The sequence below is a fragment of the Meridianimaribacter flavus genome, from assembly GCF_004366715.1.
GTDB classification, from domain to species: Bacteria; Bacteroidota; Bacteroidia; order Flavobacteriales; family Flavobacteriaceae; genus Gaetbulibacter_B; species Gaetbulibacter_B jejuensis.
This window is the reverse complement of record NZ_SOQZ01000001.1, coordinates 624,591-650,772: the sequence shown is the minus strand read 5'-3', so window position 1 is coordinate 650,772 and position 26,182 is coordinate 624,591. Positions and strand designations below refer to the sequence as shown.

Below are 26,182 nucleotides of genomic sequence, written 5' to 3'. Positions count from 1 at the left end.
TGAACGATGAAAAAGTTACTTTTAATAACACTAAGCTTTTTAGCCTTTAGTTGCTCAAAAGACGATAACAATTCTAATAACGGAGGAGAAACCGTAAATCCAAAAGTATCCATTTCAGTTGGTAGTTCAGCTTCTGAACCAACTACTAATGGTGCTTTTAATATATCCTTAACAGGATCTTCAACCACTGCTACAACTGTTAACCTTAACATAAGCGGAACAGCAACCAATAGTGAAGATTTTCAAACGATAAATAGTCAAGTAACTATTCCTGCAAATACCACTTCACATTCAATTCCAGTAACAGTAATTGATGACAGTGATACCGAAGGAGATGAAACTATTATTATTGAGATAGTGTCAGTAAGTAACAATGCCGAAATAGGAACTCCAGACAGTGCAACCATGACACTTTCGGAAGAACCAGAAGCATTTGTATTACAACCCGAAGATACAGCTAACTATATGGTTAACCCAAATTCAACAGACGAAACCATAGCTTTATTTTACAACCTAAAAACAATGTCTCCAGACAGTTTTATTATAGGCCAACAAGACGCGTTTAATTCATTCTACAATAATGCAGTTGGTGATTCTGATATTAAAAAACTTACAGGAAGCGACCCTGGACTTTTAGGTTCAGATTTTATGTTTATTACTGATGATAATAATGATGGCACAGCTTCAAACTGGTTTTATCAACAAGAACAAATTATTATGGCTGATGCTGTTGAAGCATACAACAAAGGCATGGTAAACATGTTCACTTGGCATTTAAGAGAACCTTATGATGGTGATCATTTCTACGTAAGTGAAATGACACAGTTTCAAGCTGAAAATGCTTTTGCTAGCATTTTACCTGGAGGTGCAAATCATGAGTATTACAAACAAAAACTACAAAAAGTAGCAGATGTTGCCAATAACCTAATAGGAAGTGACGGTAAAAAAGTTCCAATTATTTTCAGACCATTTCATGAGTTTGACGGAAACTGGTTTTGGTGGGGAGACGATTACTGTTCTCCACAACAATTCATAGAGTGCTGGCAATTTACGGTTACTTACCTAAGAGATACTCTTGGTGTAAATAATATGCTTTATGCTTATGCTCCTGACAATAGTTATACAACCGAAGCTTTATACTTACAGCGTTATCCTGGTGATGCTTATGTAGATATTTTAGCCATGGACAACTATGGTGACTTCAACAATCAAGGACAAAGTGGAGTTACTGCCGCAAACAATAAGCTTAAAATAGTATCAGATTTAGCAAAGCAACGGGTTAAAATTGCAGCTTTATCTGAAACAGGTTACTTCGTTACTCCTGGTGATAACAATCCTATTTCAAACTTCTACTCAAACAACCTTTACAATGCCATTACCAATAACAACAATCATATTGCTTTTATGATGTTTTGGTCAAACAATGAAAACACATACTGCACTCCAGTACCAGGAATGACAGATGCTAACGACTTTATTGAGTTTACAAACAAACCAAAGTCTTTATTAGAAAACGAATTACCTAACATGTACCAACTCCCTTAATTATGATAAAACTAAAAACAATAACACTTGCGTTTGCTGCTTTACTAGCACTATCTTCTTGTAAAGACGATAAAAAAGCAACAACTCAAGAAGAAACCACAACCGCAAAAGACACTTTAAATCCTGTTGAATTAGTGAGTGTCAAAGACGGAAAATTCTATAAAGGAGATAAGCCTTATTATTTCATTGGAGCCAACTATTGGTATGGTCCTTTAATTGGAGCTAAAAACATTGGAGATAGAGAGCGACTCATTAAAGAATTGGATTTAATGAAATCTGTCGGCATCGACAACTTACGTATTCTAGCTGGAGCTGAAGGAGATGGTAGCGACTCTACTGTACATCCTGCTTTACAGCCCGAACAAGGAAAATACAACGAAGACCTCCTTGATGGCTTGGATTTTTTATTGGCTGAAATGCGCAAGAGAAATATGTATGCTATTTTATACATGAACAACAACTGGATTTGGTCTGGTGGTATGAGCGAATATTTAGAGTGGAATGGTTATGGTGAAGTTCCTAATCCGTTTTTTACCGACAAATACACTTGGGATGATTATATGAAATATACTATGCAATTCCATTCATGCGAACCTTGTAAAGAAGCATTTTATAATCATGTTCGATTTTTAATGGGACGAACCAATACTTATACTGGTTTAAAATACACTGAAGATAACACCATAATGTCATGGCAAGTAGCTAATGAACCACGAGTGATGGTTGGAACAGAATATGAGAAGCCTTTTACCGAATGGTTAAATACAACTGTTGATTTAATAGAATCGTTAGACTCTACACATCTAATTTCAACAGGTGCTGAAGGTAAAGCAAGCTATTTACAGGATATAGATATGTATGATCGTTTACATAACAATCCAAACATCGATTATTTAACCATGCACATGTGGCCAAAAAATTGGGGTTGGTATGACATTAATAATGAAGTTGAAACCACTCAACTTTCCATTGAAAATGCTAATGCTTATATGAACGAGCATTTAGAAATTGCAAAAAAACAAAACAAACCAATTGTCATGAGTGAGTTTGGTTTCCCTAGAGAAAAAGAAAGCTTATCCTTAGATGCGAATATTGACAATCGTAACACGTTTTATCAGGCTGTTTGTGAAAAAGTGACTGAAAGCAAAGCAAAAGGAGGCTATTTAGCTGGATTGAACTTTTGGGGATTTGCAGGTTACGGAAAAGCTAATATTGATGGTGATGGAAAATGGCAACATGGAGACGATTTCACTGCTGACCCTCCTCAAGAACCTCAAGGTCTAAATTCGGTTTTTGCCAGTGACACCTCAACTTTAGAGATTATAAAAAGTCATAACAATGCCTTAAAAAACTAATATATCATGAGAGTTCTAGCGACACTTATTTTTTTATTGATGACAGTCATTACCAATGGTCAAACAGTATCAAAATACATTATTGTTGATCAATTTGGATATCGCACAAATTCAGAAAAAATAGCTGTAGTTAGAGATCCTTTAACTGGTTTTGATGCTTCAGAATCCTTTGCTCCTGGTTTTAATTACGCTTTAGTAGACGCAACAACAGATACTCAAGTATTCACTGGAAATGTTGTTCCCTGGAACTCAGGCAACGAAGATGATTCTTCTGGAGATAGAGCTTGGTGGTTTGATTTTTCAAGCTATCAAACTCCGGGAACCTATTATGTATTAGACATTAATCAAAATTTAAGATCATACGAATTCAGTATAGCAGATGATGTCTATGAAGAAGTTTTAAAACATGCAGTTAGAACATTTTTCTATCAGCGTGCAGGTTATGAAAAAAATGCGACTTACGCAGGAAATGATTGGGCTGATAGTGCAAGTCATTTAGGAAATTTGCAAGATACTGAGTGTAGAAAATGGGATTCACCAAATGATGCTTCAACTGAAAAAGATTTGAGTGGTGGATGGTATGATGCAGGCGATTACAACAAATACACACATTGGACTGCAAACTATGTGTTTGATTTGCTAAAAGCCTATATCGAAAATCCAAATGCTTGGAGCGATGATTATGATTTACCATATTCCAACAACGGAACTCCTGATATTATCGATGAAATTATTTGGGGAATGGATCACTTGCTAAGACTACAAGAAACCAATGGTTCCATGATTAGTATAGTGGATTTGGACCATGCGTCTCCACCTTCATCAGCAACAGGACAAAGTCTTTATGGAGGCGTCAACACAACTGCTACACTATCTTCTGCAGGAGCATTTGCATTAGGATCTAAAGTTTTTGAAGGATTAGGCATGTCGGCTTATGCAAACACTTTAAGACAAAGTGCTTTAAACGCTTGGAATTGGGCAGATACTAATCCAAATGTTATTTGGGAAAACAACAGTTCTTCTTATAGTTCAGTTGGTATTGGAGCAGGACAGCAAGAAACGGATGATTATGGCAGATTTGCCTTAAAAATGAGAGCAGCTATTCATCTTTATGATTTAACTAATACAAATTTACCTGAAGATGCTAGCATCAATTCTACCATGAAAACTTTTGTAGAAAACAACTATCAAGATATTCATCTCATTCTTTGGAATTATGCTTTTCCTTTTGAACAAGGCAATCAGGATAACTTGTTATACTATTCCAGTCTTGAAAATGTTGGCGCTACGGTAGCAAATGAAATAAAAACAGTGTATCAAAACAGTATGAATTCTGCTAGTAATTTTGAAGCATTAACTAATGAAACCGATCCATATTTAGCACATCTTGAAGATTATGTTTGGGGAAGTAATGGTATCAAATCTAGAAAAGGATTGATGTTTACTAACTATGCACTACATGATATTAACAGCTCTAACAATACTGATGCGATACGAGCTGCTGAACGTTACATTCATTATTTACACGGTGTAAATCCATTAAACTTTTGTTACTTATCTAACATGTACGATTATGGTGCTGACCATGGCGTTAATGAATTTTACCATACATGGTTTGGAGACGGAACTGATTGGGATAACGTACTAAACGACCCTTATGGACCTGCTCCTGGATTTTTAACAGGTGGACCAAACCCTTCCTATAATTGGGATGGATGCTGTCCTTCTGATTGTTCTGGTTTAACATGCGATGCAGCTCGAGTTGCAAGAATTCAAGGTCAGCCTAAACAAAAAGCCTATGACGATTTTAATACAAGTTGGCCAATGAACTCTTGGGAAGTCACCGAAAACAGTAATGGCTATCAAGTGGCTTACATTAGATTGTTATCACACTTTGTGAGTGGTTCAAGTTCGCTTTCTATAAAAGATAATGTTTTTAACGACGTTTCGTTTTCACCAAACCCTTTTACAGATAGTTTGACTGTTCAAGCTTCAAAACCATTCAACTATATCATTTATGATTTAAAAGGTGTAGTAATTGAAAAAGGGCATTGCGAACAAAATTGTAGTATTGGTAAAACGATTAAAACATCAGGTATTTATTTAGCTAAACTATTTAACAATCAAAACATTAAAACTATAAAGCTGATTAAAAAGTAGTTTACTCCAAAGTAAAGCCTTGCTCTAATTCAGCATTAGAATCACCACCAACAAACACTTTAAAATCACCTGATTCTACCACAAATTCTCCTTGGTTCGTATAGAAACCAAGCTCCTTTTTGGTAAGTACAAATTCAACCGTTTTAGATGCACCTGCCTCTAACTCGATTAACTCAAATCCTTTTAATTCTTTAAGCGGTCGTATAACACTTCCAACCAAATCTCTTATATATAATTGCGCTACTTCCTTACCTTTTAAAGCTCCAGTGTTTTTAAGTGTAAAAGACACTTTTACTTCCTGATTTTCTTTGTAAGTATTAGTTACTTTTAAATTTGAATATTCAAAAGTGGTATAACTTAAACCATGCCCAAATGGATACAAAGGCGTTTTCTCAACATCAGTATAATGTGACCAAAATACGTTTCCATCTTTATCGGTTGGTCTTCCTGTTGGGTAATTATTGTAATAAATTGGTGCTTGACCTACATTTCTAGGAAAAGACATTGGCAGTTTACCACTTGGGTTATAGTCTCCATATAATACGTTAGCAATCGCATTTCCAGATTCAGTTCCTAAATGCCACGCTTCAACTATGGCAGGAATATGCTCACTTGCCCATTCAATGGCTAGTGGTCTTCCGTTGTTTAAAACCAACACCACATTAGGGTTTACTTTATAAACTTCCTCTAAAAGTTCTTGCTGAAGACCAGGTAAATCTAAATTGGTACGACTCCTACCTTCACCACTTTGAAAACCATGTTCGCCTAACACCATAACCACAACATCAGCTGCCTTAGCTGTTGCGATAGCTTCATCAAAACCAGAGGTATCAGTAGTGTTAATCTTTACTTCTTGTAAAAAGGTTGAAGTGCCTTCAAAAACTTCAGGACCTCTAGAGAAGTTAAGTGTGTTGCCTTTGTAAGACGACATACCTTCCAATACAGAAACCGCAGTGTCATCATCTGAAGCGATTCTCCAGCTGCCTAAAGGACTTGATTTGTCATCAGCCAAATCGCCAATTAAAGCGATGGTTTGACCATTCTTTTTAAGCGGAAGCAAGTTGTTATCGTTCTTTAAAAGCACGATAGACTTTTTTGCCATATCCAAAACAGCTTCTCTATAGCTTTCATGGTAAGTCCATTCTTTTTCTCTATCGTCATCACAATACCTGTAAGGGTCTTCAAAAAGTCCTAACTCAAACTTCACCTTTAAAATACGTCTAACAGCATCATCTAAAATCGATTCTTTTACCACACCATCTTTAACCAATTGCGCTAATTCCTGAATATAAACATAACCTTCCATATCCATATCAGAACCAGCATTTGCAGCAATTTGAGCCGCTTGACGTTTATCTTTTGCATGTCCCCAAGGAATCATTTCATTAATAGAAGCCCAATCTGAAACCACGAAACCATCAAAATTCCAATCTCTTTTAAGAATGTCTCTTTGCAAAAACGAACTTCCAGTAACAGGAACACCATTTAAGGTATTAAAGGAGTTCATAAATGTTTTTACACCAGCCTCTGAAGCTGCTTTAAAAGGAGGCAACACTGTGTTGTAAAGTGTACCATTTCCTATATCAGCAACATTATAGTCTCTACCTGCTTCAGCAAAACCATAAGCTGCAAAATGCTTAGCACAAGCAGCAATAGTATTATGAGCAGAAAGATCATCACCTTGAAATCCGTTTACTCGTGCTTTGGCTATTAAACTTCCCAAATAAGGATCTTCACCAGCACCTTCCATAACACGTCCCCAACGCGCATCTCTTGAGATATCAACCATTGGAGCAAAAGTCCAGTTAATTCCAGAAGCAGAAGCCTCAGTAGCTGCAACTCGTGCTGATTTTTCAATAGCTTGCAAATCCCAACTAGCCGATTCAGCCAACGGAATTGGACTTAAAGTTTTATAACCATGAATCACATCAAACCCAATTAGTAACGGAATACCTAGTCTAGATTCTTCAACTGCAATTCTTTGAACCTTTCTTACCTCTTCAGCTCCTCTTACAGTTAACATCGCTCCAACCCATCCTTTTTTAAGATGATCGTATTTTAAGGCAGCATTTCCTTCTTCAGGCGCTGGTCCTGTAACGTCCCAAAACCCGTTATAAAGATTCATTTGTCCTACTTTCTCTTCAATGGTCATTTGTGATAATAACGACTCTACTTTCTGATTTATATCAACCTTTGTTTCTTCCATTTGAGCATGTGTTTTTGTGTTCACAAGACAAAGCAAAATAACTGCTACTGCACAAACTCTTGTGATTTTTATTGTTTTCATGATTGTTATTTAATTAGTTGTGTGGTAAAGCTAGACATTGGCAATCCTACTTTATTGAATATATTGGCTTCTATAGTATTTCCCCAAGCATACCTCACATACATAGGTTCCTTTACTTGTTTTGAAAACACTTCTATTTGATTTCCTTTTATTTTGAATTTCGCCGAATGAAATACCTCATCAGCTCCTGCTACTTCAAACTGACTGGTCTTTGACGTTGCATATAATCCGTCAGCATGATTAAACGTTACTAAAAGCTTGTTGTTTTTTACTTCAGCAGATGCATACAACGGACTTTCAACAACAGTTTCTATTGTATAATAATGCTTCTTAAGTGCCAATTGAGCAAACCTGAGCCCTACATCCTTTTTATTACGTGGATGAATGTCTTTAAGGTCTCCTATATCTGAAGTGACAACCATTGCAGTATTTGGCAATTCTAATGTGCGTCTTTGCGCATCCCTAACTTCTACACCTGCAAACTCATGGTAAGAAAAAGGCGCTATTTGAGCAAAGTAAAAAGGCATTTCTTTATTAAATGCTTGTCTCCAAGATTTAATCAATTCAGAAAAAATTAAATGATAAAACTTTGAATTTGCTGTATTATTTTCACCTTGATACCAAATCACTCCTGAAATATTAAGCTTAGTTAATGGATGAATCATAGCATTATATATACGACCAGGTTCATAAGGAGCCCATTCAACAGGGTTAATTTTTTCAGATGCTTTTTTCAATTCATCATTCGTTTTAAAAACTGATTCAGGCATCCAAGTTTCGGCATAGCTTCCTCCCCAACTAGAATTAATCAATCCTATTGGAATGTCGAGTTCTTGATATAGTTTTTTTCCGAAGAAATAAGCAACTGCACTAAAATACTGCATGGTTTCTGGTGAACACGTTTGCCACTGACCATCCAGATTATCTTGAGGTGTTTCGGAAGAATGTTTTGACACTGTAAACAATCTAATATTAGGGAAATTTGCAGCAGCTATTGCTGTTTCAGCATCATCAATTCCTGCTGAGGCAGTCCACTCCATATTGGACTGACCAGAGCACACCCAAACCTCACCAATTAAAACATTATTCAGTTTAATTTCATTATAACCTTTGATTGTTATTGTATATGGACCACCTGCTTTTGGAGTTTTTAAAACTGCTTCCCATTTTGCATAATTAGTGCCTTTGGTTGTAATAGTATCATTACTCCAACTTGTTGTAACGGTTATGGGTTCGTGAGGATTACTCCATCCCCAAATTTTAACATTATCTTGCTGTTGCAACACCATATGATCACTAAAAAAAGATGGGATAGTGACATTAGCAAAGGAGCTCATTATAAAAGACAAGCTACCTATACAACACAAAATATATTTATTGTAAATCTTCATTAAATTAAATGTTTAGTTAGCCAATGCCTTTTTGAAGAACGGAATTAGTTTTTCGGCCATTACTTTATTATCTGGTATACTTGGATGGTAACTGCAACCATTAGCATACACATCATTGAATTGAAATATAGGAATTGTTCTATTAGAGTCCTTTTCAAAATGTGTTTTCACTTGCGTTAGGCAATCAATAAGCACGTCGTTTTTGTCTCCCTGAATCATTGGACTATTTAAAAGCACAACTTGAGTATTTGGGTAGTGTTTATATACTTTACCAACTAATTCTATATAACGTGTTATATAAGCTTCAGGATTGAAAGGTAAACGATCTTTTATTCCATCACCTTCAGACATATCATTGGTTCCTAAACAGATGCTCACTAGATTTGGCTTCACCTTAAAATCGTATAGTACATCATCATTAGTATTTAGGAATAAATTTTCATAAACTTCAGGCATAATAGGTTCGTCTTTATGCTCATCGTTCCAATTACGATAGATTCCCATACCAGAAACCGAACTCAAAATATAATCAGCGTTTAAAGCTCTTGCTACTATTGATCCATATGCTAAATAGGCATTATGCTGGTCTATGTATTCACCTTTGGCATCACAAGGAACATCAGTAGGATCCATTAAAGCACCACAGGTTATAGAATCGCCAATAAACTCTATAGTAAATGCAGTATCTCTTTCAACTTTAGAAATAGCTTCAGCTTCTACACCATGAAAAAGCACCATACCACTTGCCGCTTCAGTTGCCTTAAAAATTCCAACCTTATTTTGCGTTTCTGTTTTAGGTAAAGCTATTTTAATGGAATTGATGGTGTCTCCAGAAATTGTATATCGTTTTTGATACTCATCATTTATTGTAAGTACAAAGTAATTTCTTGGTTTGTATTCTGATTGGATATTGATTGTTAACGAATCTCCTGTCACATTGAATTCAACCGATGAAGCAGAACTTATCAACCCAACTGAATGCTCTTTTGTTATAGTTCTTCCTGAATATTTAAAAGCCTCATTATTAGACTGAAAAACATCTAATTGTTTACTTTCGGGATTCTTACAACACATAACAGCAAGCGTTAATAAGAGGTATGTAGTTTTAATGCGCACGCTAAAGTTTATTACAGAATAAAACTAGCAAAAAGTGTTTGATTTTAATTATTAAAAAATTTCAAAAACTTGTACTATTTTTAAAGTGCTCCTCTAAAAAAACAAGCCCTAAATCGAATCCATTTTATGAACTCACTTTAGGGCTTTGTATCTATTTGTGACCTCGAGAGGATTCGAACCTCCAACCCTCAGAGCCGAAATCTGATATTCTATCCAGTTGAACTACGAGGCCAAAAGCCTTACGCCAATTGTTGTCTTACAATTGTAGAAATGGTTTTACCATCAGCTTTTCCTGCCAATTGTTGTGTTACTACTCCCATTACTTTTCCCATGTCTTTCATCCCTTCTGCACCAACTTTAGCAATTACCTCTTTTACAACATTGGTTATTTCTTCTTCAGTTAACTGTTCAGGTAAAAATTGACTTATAACTTTTGCTTGTGCCAATTCAGGTTCTGCTAAATCAGCTCTATTTTGTTCAGCAAAAATTGCTGCACTATCTTTACGTTGCTTAACTAGTTTTGAAAGAATTTTTATCTCTTCTTCACTTGTTAATTCTTCTTTTGTACCTGTTTGGGTTTGTGCTAATAATATTTCAGATTTGACTGCTCTTAATGCTGCTAAAGCCAATTGGTCTTTTTCTTTCATTGCTGTTTTCATAGCAGCCATTACGTCTTGTTGTAAGCTCATACTAGTTTGAATTAATTAGAATTGCGAAGATACTAAGAAAAAACACAAAAAGTAAACCCGGAAACTACCATAAAGCTTCCGGGTTTGACACAAGTGTGAAACACTAAACTAAATTTGCTATTAATCTACGTTGTCGTGTAAAAATGAATTGTTACTTCTTAATTGAATATCGTCGTTGTCGTCAGTGCCAACAGACATTCTTGAAGCATTCGTATCAGAAGAATGTTGCGATTCTTCTAAATTCACACCTTGTCTTTTATATGCAGGTTCTTTTTCAATTTCATCTATTTTAGCATTGTTGAATTTGTAATTGAAGTCTTTCATTTTACGTCTTCTTTCATCTGCTCTTTCTTTGATTAAAGCAGAAATTGGACTGTTCATTGGGTCGACTTCTTCGTTTTCAACTTCTTCAACCTCTTCAGATGTAATTACTTTTTTCTCAAAAACAATTTCCTCTTCTACTTCAGGCTCTTTTGCTTTTGTAGTATTTATTGAAGATTCAAACGTTGAATATTCATCTAATGCATATCTAACTTCTCCTGTTTCATTGGCTTCTGTAACAGGAATAATCTCAACATGATCGTTAACGTTAAGGTCTTTAACTTCATCATCTAAATCGAAAAGAATCTTTTCTTCTTTTTCTTGAATTTCTTCTTCTTCAATTTTTTGATTAGGAAGTGGCAAATCAAACGTTAATGTAAACTGCTCCTCTTCTTCTACTTGAATTTTTTCTTCTTTTACTTCTTGAACAGGAGTAATAATGAAATCTTCTTCACTAGGTACTTTATGGTCTAAAACCTCGTCGTAAACAACGTTTATTCCTTTAAGAAAATCTGTAGTTGGAATTAAATCCATCTTTTCATCCTGAGCTTGAATTTCATTATCATCTTCTTCATCTAATAATGTATGACGAACTACTTCAGGTGCTTTCTTTTCTTCCTTTTCTAATACAATATCTGGAGTTATGATAGCAGGATCTTGCTCTTTTACATTCATATCATCAGCATCATCTTCAAGAGCGTGTACTACTTTTTTAACTTCGGTATTAGAAATTTCATGCTGTTGATCAATATCGAAACCCGTTGCTATAATTGTAACAGAGATTGATTCTTCTAAAGATTCGTCTTCACCAACACCCATAATAATGTTTGCTCCATGACCTGCTTCATTTTGAATATGGTCGTTGATTTCACCAATTTCATCAATTGTGATTTCATGTGAACCAGACACGATAAGCAATAATACATTTTTAGCTCCTGTAATTTTGTTATCGTTTAATAGCGGAGAATCTAACGCTTTCATGATCGCTTCTTGCGCTCTGGTTTTTCCTGAAGCAGTAGCAGAACCCATTATTGCAGTTCCACTATTACTTAATACTGTTTTAGCATCACGTAAATCGATGTTTTGTGTATAGTGATGTGTAATAACTTCAGCAATTCCTCTTGAGGCTGTTGATAAAACCTCATCAGCTTTGGAGAATCCAGCTTTAAACCCAAGGTTTCCATAAACTTCACGAAGTTTATTATTATTGATTACCACTAAAGAATCTACATGACCACGAAGGTTTTCAATTCCTTTTTGTGCTTGTTCGTTTCTTGTTTTTCCTTCAAACTGAAATGGCATTGTTACAATACCTACAGTAAGGATATCCATTTCTTTTGCCATTTTAGCAATTATAGGAGCAGCTCCAGTACCTGTTCCTCCACCCATTCCAGCGGTAATGAATATCATTTTAGTGTTGGTATCCAACATTCTACGAATGTCTTCTAAACTTTCAAGTGCTGCTTGCTCACCAACATCTGGATTTGCTCCTGCACCTAAACCTTCGGTTAAGTTAACTCCTAATTGAATCTTGTTTGGGACACCACTGTTTTGTAGTGCTTGGGAATCTGTATTGCATATTACAAAGTCAACACCTTTAATACCTTGCTGGAACATGTGGTTAATGGCGTTGCTACCTCCTCCTCCAACTCCAATCACTTTAATGACGTTAGATTGGTTTTTTGGCAAATCGAAAGCAATGTTTCCTAATTCACTATTATTACTCATATAATTAGTTTTACTGGATTTATAATTAATTATTCTGCGTTATCTAAAAAATCTTTTACTCTTTCTGTTAATTTATCTAAGAACGATTTACGTTCTTTTTTAGGTTGACTTACAACCTCTTCATCAGCACTTTGTGCTTCCTCACTTACTTCATTTAAACTTTCCTCTACTTCTGGTTCTTTTTCTATTCGTTTTCTTTCTTGACGTTTTAGTCCGTCCATCACCAAACCTACAGCTGTAGCAAATAAAGGACTTGCAATATCATCATCACTATCTCCTGCAAGATGCTCGTTAGGATAGCCAATTCTGGTATCCATTCCTGTGATATATTCAACCAACTGCTTTAAGTGTTTTAACTGAGCTCCACCTCCTGTTAAAACAATACCTGCAATTAGCTTTTTCTTTTGCTCTTCGTGTCCATAGTTTTTTATCTCAACATAAACTTGCTCAATAATTTCTACTACACGAGCATGTATAATTTTTGAAAGGTTTTTAAGCGTAATCTCTTTTGGCTCTCTTCCTCTCAGTCCAGGAATTGATACAATTTCGTTATCCTTATTTTCTCCAGGCCATGCAGAACCAAATTTTATTTTTAAAAGTTCAGCTTGCTTTTCAATGATCGAGCAACCTTCTTTTATGTCTTCGGTAATAACATTTCCACCAAATGGTATTACTGCTGTATGACGAATAATACCATCTTTAAAGACTGCTAAATCTGTTGTACCACCACCTATATCAATAAGCGCAACTCCTGCTTCTTTCTCTTCTTGACTCAAAACAGCATTTGCTGAAGCTAATGGCTCCAAAGTGATACCTTCAAGTCCTAAACCAGAACTTTTTACGCATCTTCCTATATTTCGTATTGATGACACTTGACCAACTACAACATGGAAATTAGCCTCTAAGCGTCCTCCATACATCCCAATTGGTTCTTTTATTTCTCCTTGTCCATCAACTTTATATTCTTGTGGTAATACATGAATAATTTCTTCACCTGGTAACATTACCAATTTGTGAACTTGATTGATAAGTTTATCTATATCTTCTTCATCGATTACCAATTCAGAATTTGGTCTTGTAATGTAATCGCTGTGTTGTAAACTTCTTATGTGTTGTCCAGCGATACCTACAGTTACTTCTTTAATTTTTAAACCTGCTTCAGCTTCAGCTTCTTGAACAGCTTGCTGAATAGACTGAATAGTTTGTGTAATATTATTTACCACACCTCTATGCACACCTAAACTCTTGGATTTACCAATACCAAGAATTTCAGCTTTCCCATATTCATTTTTACGACCAATCATAGCCACAATTTTTGTGGTACCTATATCTAATCCTACAGAAATTTTATTATTCTCCATTACTTACTTTTTGGTGCAAATGACTTGATTATCAAATTTTAAGTTCACTATGCTATAGCTATCCAATGTTTTATCTTTAAACGCTTTTTGGTAAAACGCTTTAAGATTGTTTATTTTCTTGTCTAACATTTTTAAAGCGCCTAATTGTATTTTGAAATCGTTCAATCTAAATTTTAAATCAATTGATTTATCTTCATTTTGATGAATCTCAATGACGTGTTGCTTTAAGAATTTATCTTCGCTGACTTTTTTTGCAATTTTGTATACATTGTCCAAGTCATTTTTTAAAACAGTTCCTGTAACCAGTGGTACTCTTGCTGTATAATTGTCGGACAAAGGCATAAACAACCCTTGACTATCAATATAATAAGATGCATTTGTACTAACTCTTGCTATAGGTTGCTTTTGCTCTATCTCAGCTGTAATTGAGCCATCAATACTCATATACACCTGAGCCTCTTTGATCATGGCATTAGAATTTAGGGCAGTTTCTAAAACATTCAAATCTATAATTTCTTTAGGCTTGTTCGTAACTCCCTCTTGATTTTGTATTAACAATTTACTAACAGTCTCTTGGGTTATAAACAAATCTTGACTACCAATAAATTTCACATCAGGAGCTGCAACTTTTCGACCTGAATTTCTTGCTGACGAAAACGCATAAAGAAACACCACTAACACCAGCAGCAACACGACTTTTATGTAATTTATTTTACTAGCTCGCGACACTTAACGCTTCTTTTACATGTTTAACTTCTTCTCCTATATCTCCTGCTCCAATCATTAAAATAACTTGAGCATTACTTTTCTTTATTTCTGAAATAATTTCAGGCTTTTCAACCAGTTTTTTGTGGTTATGTTTCATCTTACCCAATAACCAATTAGAAGTTATACCTTCAATTGGCAATTCTCTAGCTGGGTAAATATCAAGCAATAAGACCTCATCAAATTGCGACAAGGCTTCAGCAAATTCATCAGCAAAATCTCTTGTTCTACTGAATAAATGTGGCTGAAAAACGGCCATAACCTTTTGATTTGGATACATTTCTCGCACTGCTTGATGTACTGCATTTATTTCTTGCGGATGATGTGCATAATCATCAATTAGCACTAAATTTTCGGTTTTAATAGAATAACTAAACCTGCGTTTAACACCTTTGTAAGATGCTAAAGCTTTGGCGAGCTGTTTGGGAGGGCAACCATACTCCACAGCCATCGCCAAGGCTATTAATGCATTCGACAGGTTATGTCTACCAGGTAGGTTAAATTTGAAATTGTCAAGGGTAGTACTTGGTGTTGTTACATCAAACACATAAGTACCATCTATAATTTTTATATTTTTTACTGAATAGTCTGAATTATCTTCTATTCCGTAGGTAATTCCTTTTAATGGCAGTCCGTTTTTTACGAAGAGTTTTCCGTTAGGCTTTAGTTTTTTAGAAAAATCGACAAACGAGTCTTTAAGCGCTTCGGCTTCTCCATAAATATCCAAATGATCGGCATCCATTGAAGTGATACATGCTAAATCTGGAGACAGGGTTAAAAACGAACGATCAAACTCATCCGCCTCAACAACTGTTACCTTTGTTCCGTTAAGGATTAAATTAGAATTATAATTCTCACTAATTCCTCCCAAGAAAGCAGTGACTTCCACACCACACTCATTAAGTAAATGACCTAAAATACTGGTCGTAGTAGTTTTTCCGTGAGTGCCTGCAACAGCAAGACAAAACGTGTGCTTTGTAATCTCACCCAAAACCACTGAGCGTTTTAACACCTTATAACCATTATCAATAAAATAATTAAGCTCTTGATGCGCTTTTGGTATTGCTGGCGTATAAACTACCAACGTAGATTCAATATCTAAAAAATGAGTAGGAATATTATCAATAGAATCATTGAAATGCACTTTAACACCAAGATTTTCCAAACCGTCAGTAATCTCAGTTTTGGTTTTATCATAACCCATAACTTGCTTATTGTTGGCTTTAAAATATCGTGCTAAAGCACTCATACCAATACCACCAATACCTATAAAATAGACGTTATGTATGTTGTTATAATTCATTTATGATTCAATAATTTTTCAACCTCATTAGCTATATCTTTAGTTGCATTCACTAAAGCTAGCTTTTTTATATTAGTTCCGAGTTCGTTTTGTCTTTCAACCGAATTCACTAATTGCGAAAACTTGTTTTCAAAATCAACATCTAAATCGGATTCCTTAATTAAAATTGCAGCATCTTTTTCAACAACTGCCATTGCATTTTTTGTTTGATGGTCCTCAGCTACATTAGGCGATGGAATAAAAATTACAGGTTTACCCACAACACACAACTCAGAAACCGAACTTGCTCCAGCTCTTGAAATAATAACATCTGAAGCTGCATAAGCCATATCCATATTGTTTAAAAAGGGATATACTTGTACATCTTCCATGTTGTTATATCTTTTATAAGCATCGTAGTACAGTTTACCACATTGCCATATCACTTGAACGTTTTGAGTTTGTATAAACTCCAATTCTTTTTCAATAAGTTCATTAATGCGTTTTGAACCTAAACTTCCTCCTAAAACCAATAAGGTATGTTTTCCATGACGCAGCTTAAAAGTATCTTTAGCTTCAATAGTTTTTCCATCAATACTTAAAAGATCCTGACGTATTGGATTTCCTGTTTTTATGAGTTTTGATTTTGGAAAAAATCGCTCCAAACCATCATACGCTACACAAATTTTATCAACACTTTTAGCCAGCAGCTTATTAGTAATTCCTGGATAAGAGTTTTGCTCCTGAATTAAACTAGGAATTCGTTTTAAAGTCGCCACTTTAAGTAATGGTCCACTTGCAAAACCTCCTGTACCAATTACAACATCTGGTTTAAAGGTTTTAACTATTTTTCTAGACCTCAACAAGCTTGTAATCAGCTTAAATGGAAACGTTAAATTTTTAAGTGTAAGCTTACGCTGAATACCAGAAATCCAAAGTCCTTCTATTTCATAACCTGCTTGTGGTACTTTTTCCATCTCCATTCTATCCATAGCACCTACAAACAAAAATTCAGCATCAGGAAAACGAGATTTTAGCTCGTTTGCAATAGCAATAGCAGGATAGATATGACCTCCTGTTCCACCACCTGACAATATGATTTTATAGTTACTCATTATATCGCTTCACTCAAAATTTCGAGCGGATTATCTTCTATATTTTCTTGTTCTTTAATTTCTTCTCTCTTTGCACTTACGCTAAGTATAATTCCTATAGCTAAACAAGTCATCCAAATTGATGTTCCTCCACTACTTATTAATGGCAATGTTTGACCTGTAACCGGAAACAACTCTACAGCAACTGCCATATTTATTAATGCTTGAAAAACAATAGGCAATCCTACTCCTAAAACCAAGAGTTTACCAAAAACCGTATCGGCTTTTTGTGCTGCAATTACAATTCTAAAAAGCAGCCACATGTAAGCCACCAAGACAACCATACCACCAATCAATCCATACTCTTCAATTATTATCGCGAAAATGAAATCTGATGACGATTGCGGCAAAAAGTTTTTCTGCACACTTTTTCCTGGACCAACTCCTTTTATTCCACCTGACGCGATAGCTATTTTAGCCTGCTCTATTTGATAGTCTTCTTCAGTATCAACTCCATTAGAAAAATTTTCAATCCTGCTCATCCAAGTATCAACCCTATTTGGCATTGCACCTGGAAATGCCTTTGCAACCAATATAAACATGGTTAAACCTATAATTCCTGCACCTATAATTAGCGCTAAATATTTTACTGGATAACCACCAATAAACGCCAACATCATTACCATACTAAATATGATAGCTGTAGTTGAAAAATTAGCAGGAAGTATGAGCATTAATACTAAGAAAACAGGAACCCATAATGGCAGAATGGACTCTTTAAATGTTATTGTTTTATCTTTAATTTTTGAAAGATATCTCGCCACATAAACCATAAGCACCACAGAAGCTAAAGTGGACGTTTGAAACGACATCCCAACAATTGGTATTTGAATCCATCTACTAGCATTTGCTCCCTCAATAGTTGTACCTTGAAGCATCGTTACCACAAGCAATACCAATACAATTGGCAACATAATCATTGATATACCTCTAAAATACCTATAGGGCACTCTATGCACAGCATACATAATTGAAAACCCTAAAAACAAGTGCATAAAATGCTTAACAAAAAATGTAAAGGTGTTACCATTACCTCCTATGTATGCCAAATTACTCGCAGCACTATACACAGGCAGAAATGAGAATATAGCCAACAATGCAGCTATTGCCCAAATTAAACGGTCTCCTTTTATGTTATCAAACAGTTTTTGCACAAGTATTAAGTTTTACAAACTTCTTACAGCTTCTTTAAATTGACGACCTCTGTCTTCATAGTTTTCAAACAAATCAAAGCTTGCACAAGCTGGTGACAACAACACATTATCTCCTGCTTTAGCTATCTTGTAAGCAATTTTTACAGCTTCGCTCATGTATTGAGTTTCTACGATAACATCAACCATTGAACTAAAGTTTTTAAGTAGCTTTTCATTATCAACACCAAGACAAATGATTGCTTTTACTTTTTCGTTTACAAATGGATATAACTCCTCATAGTTATTGCCTTTATCTTCTCCTCCAACTATCCAAATGGTTGGTGCATCCATACTTTCTAAAGCAAAATAAGTAGCATTTACATTTGTTGCTTTGGAATCGTTGATGTACTGTACTTTATTAATTTTAAGCACACTTTCCAATCGATGCTCTACACCTTGAAAGTTCTCTAAACTCTCTCTTATTGTTTGTTTTCTAATTTTTAGCAAATGTGCTACTGTTGAAGCAGCCATTGCATTTTTTACGTTATGTTTTCCTTCTAATGCTAAATTTGCTGTCGGCATAATTATTTGGTCGTTATCAATTGTTATTTTTATTGTCTCGTTTTCTAAATAGGCTCCATTTTCAATAGGTTTAGTTAAAGAAAATGGTAACATTTTGGATTGAACAGGATGCTTTGCTAGCCAGTTTGTGACGACTTCATCATCCGCATCATAAATCAAATAATCGTCTTTAGTTTGATTCATTGCAATGCGAAATTTTGAAGCGATATAATTTTCAAACTGATACTCATATCTATCTAAATGATCTGGAGTGATGTTAGTGATAACTGCAATGTTTGGTTTAAAACTCACAATATCATCCAACTGAAAGCTGCTTATCTCTAACACATAGTTTTTATAGTCCTTTTCTAATATTTGCTTTGCAAAACTGTCTCCTATATTTCCAGCTAATCCAACATCTAATTCTTGTTTTAAAATATGATGCGTTAAACTAGCTGTTGTAGTTTTACCGTTGCTACCAGTTATTCCTACAATAGTTGCATTGGTGAATTTTGAAGCAAATTCAATTTCAGAAACCACCTGAATTCCTTGAGCTCTAATTTGCTTTACTAAAGCTACTTTTTCAGGAATCCCAGGACTTTTCATTACTACATCAGCATTCAGAATTTTACTTTCTGTGTGCTTTTCATCTTCCCATTCAATCTCATTATGTATAAGAACCTCTTTATATTTTTCTTTTATTTTTCCCTTATCGGAAACAAAAACTTCATATCCTTTTTCTTTCCCTAAAAGTGCAGTTCCAACTCCACTTTCTCCTCCTCCAAGAATCACTAACCGTTTCATTTATCTTATCTTCAATGTCACTATTGATATGATTGCTAGCAAAATGCCAACAATCCAAAATCTTGTAACTATTTTACTTTCGTGATATCCTGATTTTTGATAATGATGATGTAATGGCGACATCTTAAAAATGCGTCGTCCTTCACCATATTTTTTCTTTGTATACTTGAAATAGCTGACTTGCATAACTACCGAAAGGTTTTCAGCTAAAAAGATTCCGCACAACACAGGAATCAACCATTCTTTTCTAACAGCAATAGCAATTACAGCTATAATTCCACCAATAGTTAAACTTCCAGTATCTCCCATAAATACTTGTGCTGGATAGGTATTATACCATAAGAAACCAATTAATGCTCCTACAAAAGCAGCGATGTAAATGGTGATTTCTTCAACTCTTGGGATATACATAATATTGAGGTAATCGGAAAAGATGATATTACCCGAAACCCAAGCAAAAATTCCCAGAGTAAGCACAATTATTGCAGATGTCCCAGCTGCTAAACCATCAATACCATCAGTTAGGTTTGCTCCATTGGAAACTGCTGTAATAATAAAAATGCTCACCAATATGAAAATGACCCAAGCATACTTATTTAGGTTTGGATTAATCCATGTAATCAAATCGGAATAATCAAACTCATTTCCTTTCACAAAAGGAATAGTGGTTTTTGTAGATTTTTCTTCAACATCAAATAACTTTGCTGGAGGTAAATTTGGGTTTTCAGCAAGCATTACTTTTTGCTGTTCTTCTGGTAATTTTTCTTTTATAGTTACATCATCACTAAAGAAAAGTGTTGCACCAACTATAATTCCTAAGCCTACTTGACCTAAAACTTTAAACTTTCCTTTTAATCCTTCTTTATCATTTTTGAATTTTTTGATATAATCATCAATAAAACCAATAGTTCCCATCCAAAGTGTGGTAATAACAAGTAAAATGATGTAAATGTTTTCCAATTTTGCCAATAACAACACAGGAATTAATGTTGCTAGAATAATAATGACTCCACCCATTGTTGGTGTACCAGCTTTTTCTACTTGACCTTCTAAACCTAAATCTCTAATAGTTTCTCCAACTTGCTTTTTTTGAAGGAATCTTATAATACGTTTACCATAAATAGTAGAAATTAACAGCGACAGAATAATAGCAATGGCAGCTCTAAAGGTTAAGTACCCAAAAAGCGATGCACCAGGAAACTGGAACTGTTTTTCTAAATATTCAAATAGGTAATACAACATCTTATTTTTGTAATTGCTTTAAAAATTCCTGTACTATTTTATAATCGTCAAAATCAAAGCGTTCGCCTTTAATTTCTTGATAGGTTTCATGACCTTTTCCTGCTATAAGAATAATGTCATTTGGTTGCGCCATTTGACACGCTGTTTTTATGGCTTGTTTTCTATCAACTATAGATAGTGTTTTTTTATAATTTTGAGGCTCAACCCCTTTTTCTATATCTTCAATAATCGCGTCAGGAACTTCACTTCGTGGATTATCACTAGTAAAAATTACTTTAGTGCTTAATGCGGACGCTATGTGTCCCATTTTTGGTCGCTTAGTCTTATCTCTGTCACCACCACAACCAACAACCGTTATGAGTTCTTCATTTTTTGTTCTGATATTATTAATGGTTTCCAACACGTTTTTTAATGCATCAGGCGTATGAGCATAATCTACAATGGCTGTGATTTTTTCATCAGACACCAAATACTGAAAACGACCACTCACACTTTCTAATTCGCTAATGAGTTTTAAATTCTCAACTTTTTCAAGTCCTAATAATTCAGCTGTAGCATAAATTGCTAAAATGTTATAAGCATTAAAACTTCCAATCAATCGTGTCCAAACCTCATTATCATTAAGTTTTAAAAGCAATCCGCTAAATTGATTTTCTAAAATTTGAGCTTTATAATCAGCATACGACTTTAATGCATAGGTGATTTTTCTTGCTTTTGTATTTTGAAGCATTACCAAGCCATTTTTATCATCGACATTTACCAACGCAAAAGACTTAGCTGGCAACTGATCAAAAAACCGTTTTTTCACATCTCTATATTCAGCAAATGTGTTATGATAATCTAGATGATCGTGAGAAAGATTTGTGAAAATACCACCTTCAAAAACCAATCCTTCTGTTCTATTTTGATGAATACCATGCGAACTCACTTCCATAAAGCAAAACTCCACACCTTCATCATTCATTTCACTTAAATACTTGTTTATTGTAAGAGAATCTGGTGTTGTATGTGTAGCTTTAAATTCTTTATCACCAACCATTATCTTTACTGTTGACAATAAACCAACTTTAAAACCAGCCTTTTTAAACAACTGATACAGCAATGTAGAAACCGTTGTTTTTCCATTAGTTCCTGTCACTCCAACAAGCTTTAAATTCCCTGATGGGTTACCGTAATAGTTAGCAGCCATAAACGCCAATGCTTTACTAGCACTATCAACTTCTATGTAAGTGATTCCGTTTTGTAATTGCTCCGGAAGTGCTTCACACACTATAGCTGTAGCTCCTAGCTCTATTGCTTTTTCAATAAAATTATGACCATCAACAACCGAACCTCTAATTGCCACAAACACGTCGTTGGTTTTGATTTGGCGTGAATCAAACTCAATAGCATTCACCTGCACACCTGTACTACCTACAACTGCATTGATGGTTACTTTATACAATATGTCTTTTAACGCTATCACGATGCTTCTAAAACAATTACTTGGTTCTTTTTAAGTTTTATACTCTTGTCTACTGACTGTTTTTTTATAATTCCACTTCCATTAAGTTTCACTTTCACTTCTACATCCATATTCTCTAATAATGCCAATGCATCCATAGCAGACATCCCAACAACATCAGGCATAATGGTTTTGTATTTTTGAGCTAGCTCAAAGTAAGTATCAAAATCACTTTTAGTTTTAGCATCCACTAATTCTAAAGTTTCCACTTCATCAACTAAAGGCGTATCTGTATATATTTTTTGAGCTATTTTTTTAAACACTGGACCTGACACATCTGCTCCATAATATCCAACACTTTTATCAGGCTCATGAATAACAACTATACACGAATACTTTGGATTTTCAGCAGGAAAAAAACCTGCAAAAGAAGATATATAATTGAGTTTATCTTTATTTGCATAGTCTTTTTGACACGTACCAGTTTTACCAGCCATTGAGAAATTAGGCGAGTACAACTTATGACCTGTACCGTGTTCTTTATCGACTACATTTTTAAGCAATTGCTTTACTTTAGAAACCGTTTCCTGAGAACAAATTCTTGGGTTTATGATTTCTTTTTTAAATGGAACAATAGTTTCATCAAACTCTTTTACCTCTTTTAAAAACTGAGGCTTCACCATTTCACCATTATTGGCTATAGCATTATAAAATGTTAGCGTTTGAAGAGGCGTAAATGATACTCCATAACCATAAGCCATCCACTGTAATGCAATACCACTCCATCTTTTCTTATTATCAGGATGTGGAATAATTGGCTCTCCTTCACCTAAAATTGGCAAATCCAACTTTTGATTTAAATTCATTTGATACAAACGCTCAACAAACTTTTTTGGGTTGCTTCTATAATGCTGATCGATTGCAGAAACTATTCCTGTGTTTGAAGACACTTCAAAAGCTTTTCCTATAGAGATTTTACCATAACCTCCACGTTTAGAATCACGAACTTTTTTACCATAAAAACTTAAGATTCCGTTTTTAGTATCCACAACATCACTTGTGTCTATTACCTTATCTTCTAAAGCAGCAGTAAGCGCCATTAGCTTGAATGTTGAACCTGGCTCATGCGACTCCCAAACTGCGTAATTTCTTCTTTCGTAATAATTCCCTTCAGAGTTTCTTCCTAAATTAGCAATTGCTTTTACCTCTCCTGTTTGGGTTTCCATCACCACAACACAACCATGGTCGGCTTTATATTTCTCCAGTTGTTCCAACAACGCATGATGTGCAATATCTTGAATATTAACATCAATAGTTGTATACACATCATACCCATCTTTAGGCTCTGTTTGGTTGTAATCAGTTATTGGTTTCCATTGACCATTACCTATCTTTTGCTTTAACCTATGACCATTAGTACCTTTTAAGTACTCCTCACCATAAGCACCATCAATTCCTGCTCTTGTAACATTTCCATCTTCATCTACGCGCTCATAACCAATAGAACGATGCGCAATTCCACCCATTGGGTGCTCTCGCTTCGTATTCTGCTCAACTATTAAACCACCTTTTATAGCACCAAGTTCTAACAAAGGAAAATTTCTAACTCTTAAATAATCAGAATATCCAATATCTCTCGCTATCAAATAATATCTGTTTTTATTCGCTCTTGCTTTTCTAATTCTTTGTTGATGATATGATGCTGGTTTTCCTGTGAATTTTGCCAGCGAATCGCAAAGCGGTTTTATATATTCTTGAAAGGTTTTGTTTTGAGGCTGTACAGCATCTAAACGAATATCATACTTAGGAATAGATGTCGCCAAAAGACTTCCGTCAGCCGAATACACATTACCTCTGTTAGCAGGAATCTCAACATTTTCAACAGCACGTTTTACTCCAAGATCTCTGTATTTATCACCTTGAATAAACTGAATATCCACTAACTTGTAAACCACAAGAAAGATGAACACAAACATGCATCCTGCAACAAAGTACAACTTGTTTAATATGTCTTTTTCAGTTACTGCCACTAGTTATTCCTGAGCTTTTACTTTTATTTTTTTTGGCGGAATTAATGAAGGCACAATACCTTTTTCTGCCATTTTTGTTACAATTGACGATTCCATTTTAAGCCTCATCAACCTTGAGCGTCCATCAACAAATGCTGAACGCAATTCTTTTACTTCATTATTAAGTTTAGCTATTTCATGTACTTTTTTATCTGCACTATGTGAACTCGCTATCATTATTATAGCCAAGGCAGAAATAAAAATGATAACTCTCCAGTTTTTAAAAGAGTCATCACTTATTAAAAATTTACCTTTCAGAATACCATAAATACCTTTCTTCATAGTTTTTCTGCAATTCTTAATTTTGCGCTTCTTGCTCTGTTATTAATTTTTATTTCTTCTTGTGTTGGCACAATAAGATTTCCTACTTTTTTTAGAGGCACTTCAAAATTCCCAAATACATCTCGTTCTGGCTCACCTTCAAACAAGCCATTTCTTATAAATCGTTTTACCAACCTATCTTCTAACGAGTGATAAGAAATAAAACTTAAACGACCTCCTTTTTTTAGGAGCTCAGGTGTTTGCAACAACAATTCCTTTAACACCTCAATTTCTTGATTCACCTCAATTCGAATTGCCTGATAAATTTGAGCTAGTATTTTATTTTCTCTTTTAGGTTGCAAAAATCGTTTTAACACTAACTTTAATTGTTCACTAGTTTTTATCTCAGCTTTTGAACGCTCTTCAACAATTACTCTTGCCATTGCTGGAGCTTGACGCAATTCTCCATACTGATAAAAAACTTGACGCAATTGCTCCTCTTCATAATCATTTATCACATTGTAAGCCGACAAATGACTATTTTGATTCATTCGCATATCTAATTCCGACTCAAAACGAGTTGAAAAACCTCTTTCAGCAACATCAAATTGATGTGAAGACACACCAAAATCTGCCAAAATCCCATCTACTTGCTTTACACCATAAAATCTCAAAAAACGTTTTATGAATCTGAAATTTTCATTTATTAGTGTAAAACGCTCATCCTCTAAAGCATTAGACAATGCATCCTGATCTTGATCAAAAGCAAACAATTTTCCATCAGGACCCAATTGCTTTAAAATTGCCTTACTGTGACCACCACCACCAAAAGTGACATCCACATAAACACCATCAGGTTTAATATCTAAACCTTCAACTGTCTCATTAAGTAAAACCGGATTATGATATTCCATTGTCATCATCGTCTTGTCCCATTACTTCTTCAGCTAAGTCAGCAAAATCTAAAGCAGCATCATCAATAGCTTGCTCATACTTGTCTTTATCCCAAATCTCAATGATATGTATTGCCGAAGACACCACAATCTCCTTGCTAATTCCAGAGAAAGCAATCAAATCTTTCGGAATTAAAAGTCGACCAGTAGCATCTACCTCAACCATTTTAACTCCTGCCGTAAAGCGTCGTATAAAATCATTATTCTTTTTCTTAAACCTATTGAGTTTATTCACTTTTTGCATCAACAACTCCCACTCACTCATTGGATACAACTCCAAACAAGGCTGAAAAACCGCTCGCTTTAACACGAAACCATTTTGTAACACAGGAGACAACTGCTTTTTTAGGGCAGCAGGAAGCATTAGCCTTCCTTTGGCGTCTACTTTGCACTCGTATGATCCTATTAAAGTGTTCAAAATGATTATTTTATACTTCTAACGAATTCAATTCAAATATATTGAAAATATTACCACATTTTACCACTTTATACCACTTTTGTTAATAATTTTTTTATTTTAACAACAATTAAGCGCCAAAACAGATTGTAGTTATTTAAAAA

At 34.8% G+C, this 26,182-nt stretch carries 20 protein-coding genes and 1 tRNA gene; 3 read left to right on the top strand and 18 right to left on the bottom strand.

Annotation, left to right across the window (positions count from 1 at the left end):
- Window positions 1-6 precede the first annotated feature (6 nt).
- The 3 genes from A8975_RS02895 to A8975_RS02885 are packed head-to-tail and all read left to right on the top strand — an operon-like array spanning window position 7 to window position 5,060.
- A complete protein-coding gene (locus tag A8975_RS02895) occupies window positions 7-1,545 on the top strand; it encodes a glycosyl hydrolase (protein ID WP_134198612.1) in 1,539 nt (512 codons plus the stop codon).
- 2 nt (window positions 1,546-1,547) lie between these two features.
- Window positions 1,548-2,900 carry a glycoside hydrolase 5 family protein gene (locus tag A8975_RS02890; RefSeq protein ID WP_134198611.1) on the top strand — a complete coding sequence of 451 codons (1,353 nt, stop codon included), beginning with the start codon at window positions 1,548-1,550 and terminating at the stop codon, window positions 2,898-2,900.
- 6 nt (window positions 2,901-2,906) lie between these two features.
- Window positions 2,907-5,060: a glycoside hydrolase family 9 protein gene (locus tag A8975_RS02885; protein ID WP_134198610.1), complete on the top strand. Its 2,154-nt coding sequence runs from the start codon at window positions 2,907-2,909 to the stop codon at window positions 5,058-5,060.
- A gap of 1 nt (window position 5,061) precedes the next feature.
- Here A8975_RS02885 and bglX read toward each other — a convergent pair whose 3' ends face one another.
- The 18 genes from bglX to mraZ form a co-directional block, all read right to left on the bottom strand.
- On the bottom strand, window positions 5,062-7,347 hold the full coding sequence (gene bglX / locus A8975_RS02880) for a beta-glucosidase BglX (RefSeq protein ID WP_134198609.1): 2,286 nt from the start codon (window positions 7,345-7,347) through the stop codon (window positions 5,062-5,064).
- 5 nt (window positions 7,348-7,352) lie between these two features.
- Window positions 7,353-8,738: a sialate O-acetylesterase gene (locus A8975_RS02875; protein WP_134198608.1), complete on the bottom strand. Its 1,386-nt coding sequence runs from the start codon at window positions 8,736-8,738 to the stop codon at window positions 7,353-7,355.
- A 12-nt stretch (window positions 8,739-8,750) separates the two neighbouring features.
- The gene (locus A8975_RS02870; protein ID WP_134198607.1) at window positions 8,751-9,812 is read right to left on the bottom strand and encodes an SGNH/GDSL hydrolase family protein; all 1,062 of its coding nucleotides are present in this window, start codon (window positions 9,810-9,812) and stop codon (window positions 8,751-8,753) included.
- A gap of 200 nt (window positions 9,813-10,012) precedes the next feature.
- A tRNA-Arg gene (locus A8975_RS02865) sits at window positions 10,013-10,086 on the bottom strand.
- Between the two features lie 7 nt (window positions 10,087-10,093).
- The gene (locus A8975_RS02860; RefSeq protein ID WP_134198606.1) at window positions 10,094-10,543 is read right to left on the bottom strand and encodes a GatB/YqeY domain-containing protein; all 450 of its coding nucleotides are present in this window, start codon (window positions 10,541-10,543) and stop codon (window positions 10,094-10,096) included.
- Window positions 10,544-10,663: 120 nt separating this feature from the next.
- Window positions 10,664-12,592, bottom strand: coding sequence for a cell division protein FtsZ (gene ftsZ, locus A8975_RS02855; RefSeq protein ID WP_134198605.1), 1,929 nt, complete (start codon window positions 12,590-12,592; stop codon window positions 10,664-10,666).
- Between the two features lie 29 nt (window positions 12,593-12,621).
- Window positions 12,622-13,953 carry a cell division protein FtsA gene (gene ftsA / locus A8975_RS02850; protein WP_134198604.1) on the bottom strand — a complete coding sequence of 444 codons (1,332 nt, stop codon included), beginning with the start codon at window positions 13,951-13,953 and terminating at the stop codon, window positions 12,622-12,624.
- Between the two features lie 3 nt (window positions 13,954-13,956).
- A complete protein-coding gene (locus A8975_RS02845) occupies window positions 13,957-14,682 on the bottom strand; it encodes a cell division protein FtsQ/DivIB (protein WP_134198603.1) in 726 nt (241 codons plus the stop codon).
- Window positions 14,669-16,021 (bottom strand): UDP-N-acetylmuramate--L-alanine ligase, encoded by a 1,353-nt coding sequence (murC, locus tag A8975_RS02840; protein ID WP_134198602.1) that lies wholly within the window; start codon window positions 16,019-16,021, stop codon window positions 14,669-14,671. Before murC ends, A8975_RS02845 begins: the two co-directional genes overlap by 14 nt.
- On the bottom strand, window positions 16,018-17,115 hold the full coding sequence (murG, locus tag A8975_RS02835; RefSeq protein WP_134198601.1) for an undecaprenyldiphospho-muramoylpentapeptide beta-N-acetylglucosaminyltransferase: 1,098 nt from the start codon (window positions 17,113-17,115) through the stop codon (window positions 16,018-16,020). The genes murC and murG overlap by 4 nt, the downstream gene beginning before the upstream one ends.
- On the bottom strand, window positions 17,115-18,308 hold the full coding sequence (locus A8975_RS02830; RefSeq protein WP_129759325.1) for an FtsW/RodA/SpoVE family cell cycle protein: 1,194 nt from the start codon (window positions 18,306-18,308) through the stop codon (window positions 17,115-17,117). Before A8975_RS02830 ends, murG begins: the two co-directional genes overlap by 1 nt.
- A 12-nt stretch (window positions 18,309-18,320) precedes the next feature.
- Window positions 18,321-19,652 (bottom strand): UDP-N-acetylmuramoyl-L-alanine--D-glutamate ligase, encoded by a 1,332-nt coding sequence (gene murD / locus A8975_RS02825; RefSeq protein WP_134198600.1) that lies wholly within the window; start codon window positions 19,650-19,652, stop codon window positions 18,321-18,323.
- A complete protein-coding gene (mraY, locus tag A8975_RS02820; protein WP_134198599.1) occupies window positions 19,653-20,894 on the bottom strand; it encodes a phospho-N-acetylmuramoyl-pentapeptide-transferase in 1,242 nt (413 codons plus the stop codon).
- 1 nt (window position 20,895) lies between these two features.
- On the bottom strand, window positions 20,896-22,359 hold the full coding sequence (locus A8975_RS02815) for a UDP-N-acetylmuramoyl-L-alanyl-D-glutamate--2,6-diaminopimelate ligase (RefSeq protein ID WP_134198598.1): 1,464 nt from the start codon (window positions 22,357-22,359) through the stop codon (window positions 20,896-20,898).
- A complete protein-coding gene (locus A8975_RS02810) occupies window positions 22,356-24,314 on the bottom strand; it encodes a penicillin-binding protein (RefSeq protein WP_134198864.1) in 1,959 nt (652 codons plus the stop codon). Before A8975_RS02810 ends, A8975_RS02815 begins: the two co-directional genes overlap by 4 nt.
- Before the next feature lie 57 nt (window positions 24,315-24,371).
- Window positions 24,372-24,689, bottom strand: a complete 318-nt coding sequence (locus tag A8975_RS02805) for an FtsL-like putative cell division protein (RefSeq protein ID WP_129759329.1) — start codon at window positions 24,687-24,689, stop codon at window positions 24,372-24,374.
- A complete protein-coding gene (rsmH, locus tag A8975_RS02800; RefSeq protein WP_243832937.1) occupies window positions 24,686-25,591 on the bottom strand; it encodes a 16S rRNA (cytosine(1402)-N(4))-methyltransferase RsmH in 906 nt (301 codons plus the stop codon). Before rsmH ends, A8975_RS02805 begins: the two co-directional genes overlap by 4 nt.
- Window positions 25,569-26,039 carry a division/cell wall cluster transcriptional repressor MraZ gene (gene mraZ, locus A8975_RS02795; protein WP_131506023.1) on the bottom strand — a complete coding sequence of 157 codons (471 nt, stop codon included), beginning with the start codon at window positions 26,037-26,039 and terminating at the stop codon, window positions 25,569-25,571. The genes rsmH and mraZ overlap by 23 nt, the downstream gene beginning before the upstream one ends.
- Window positions 26,040-26,182 lie beyond the last annotated feature (143 nt).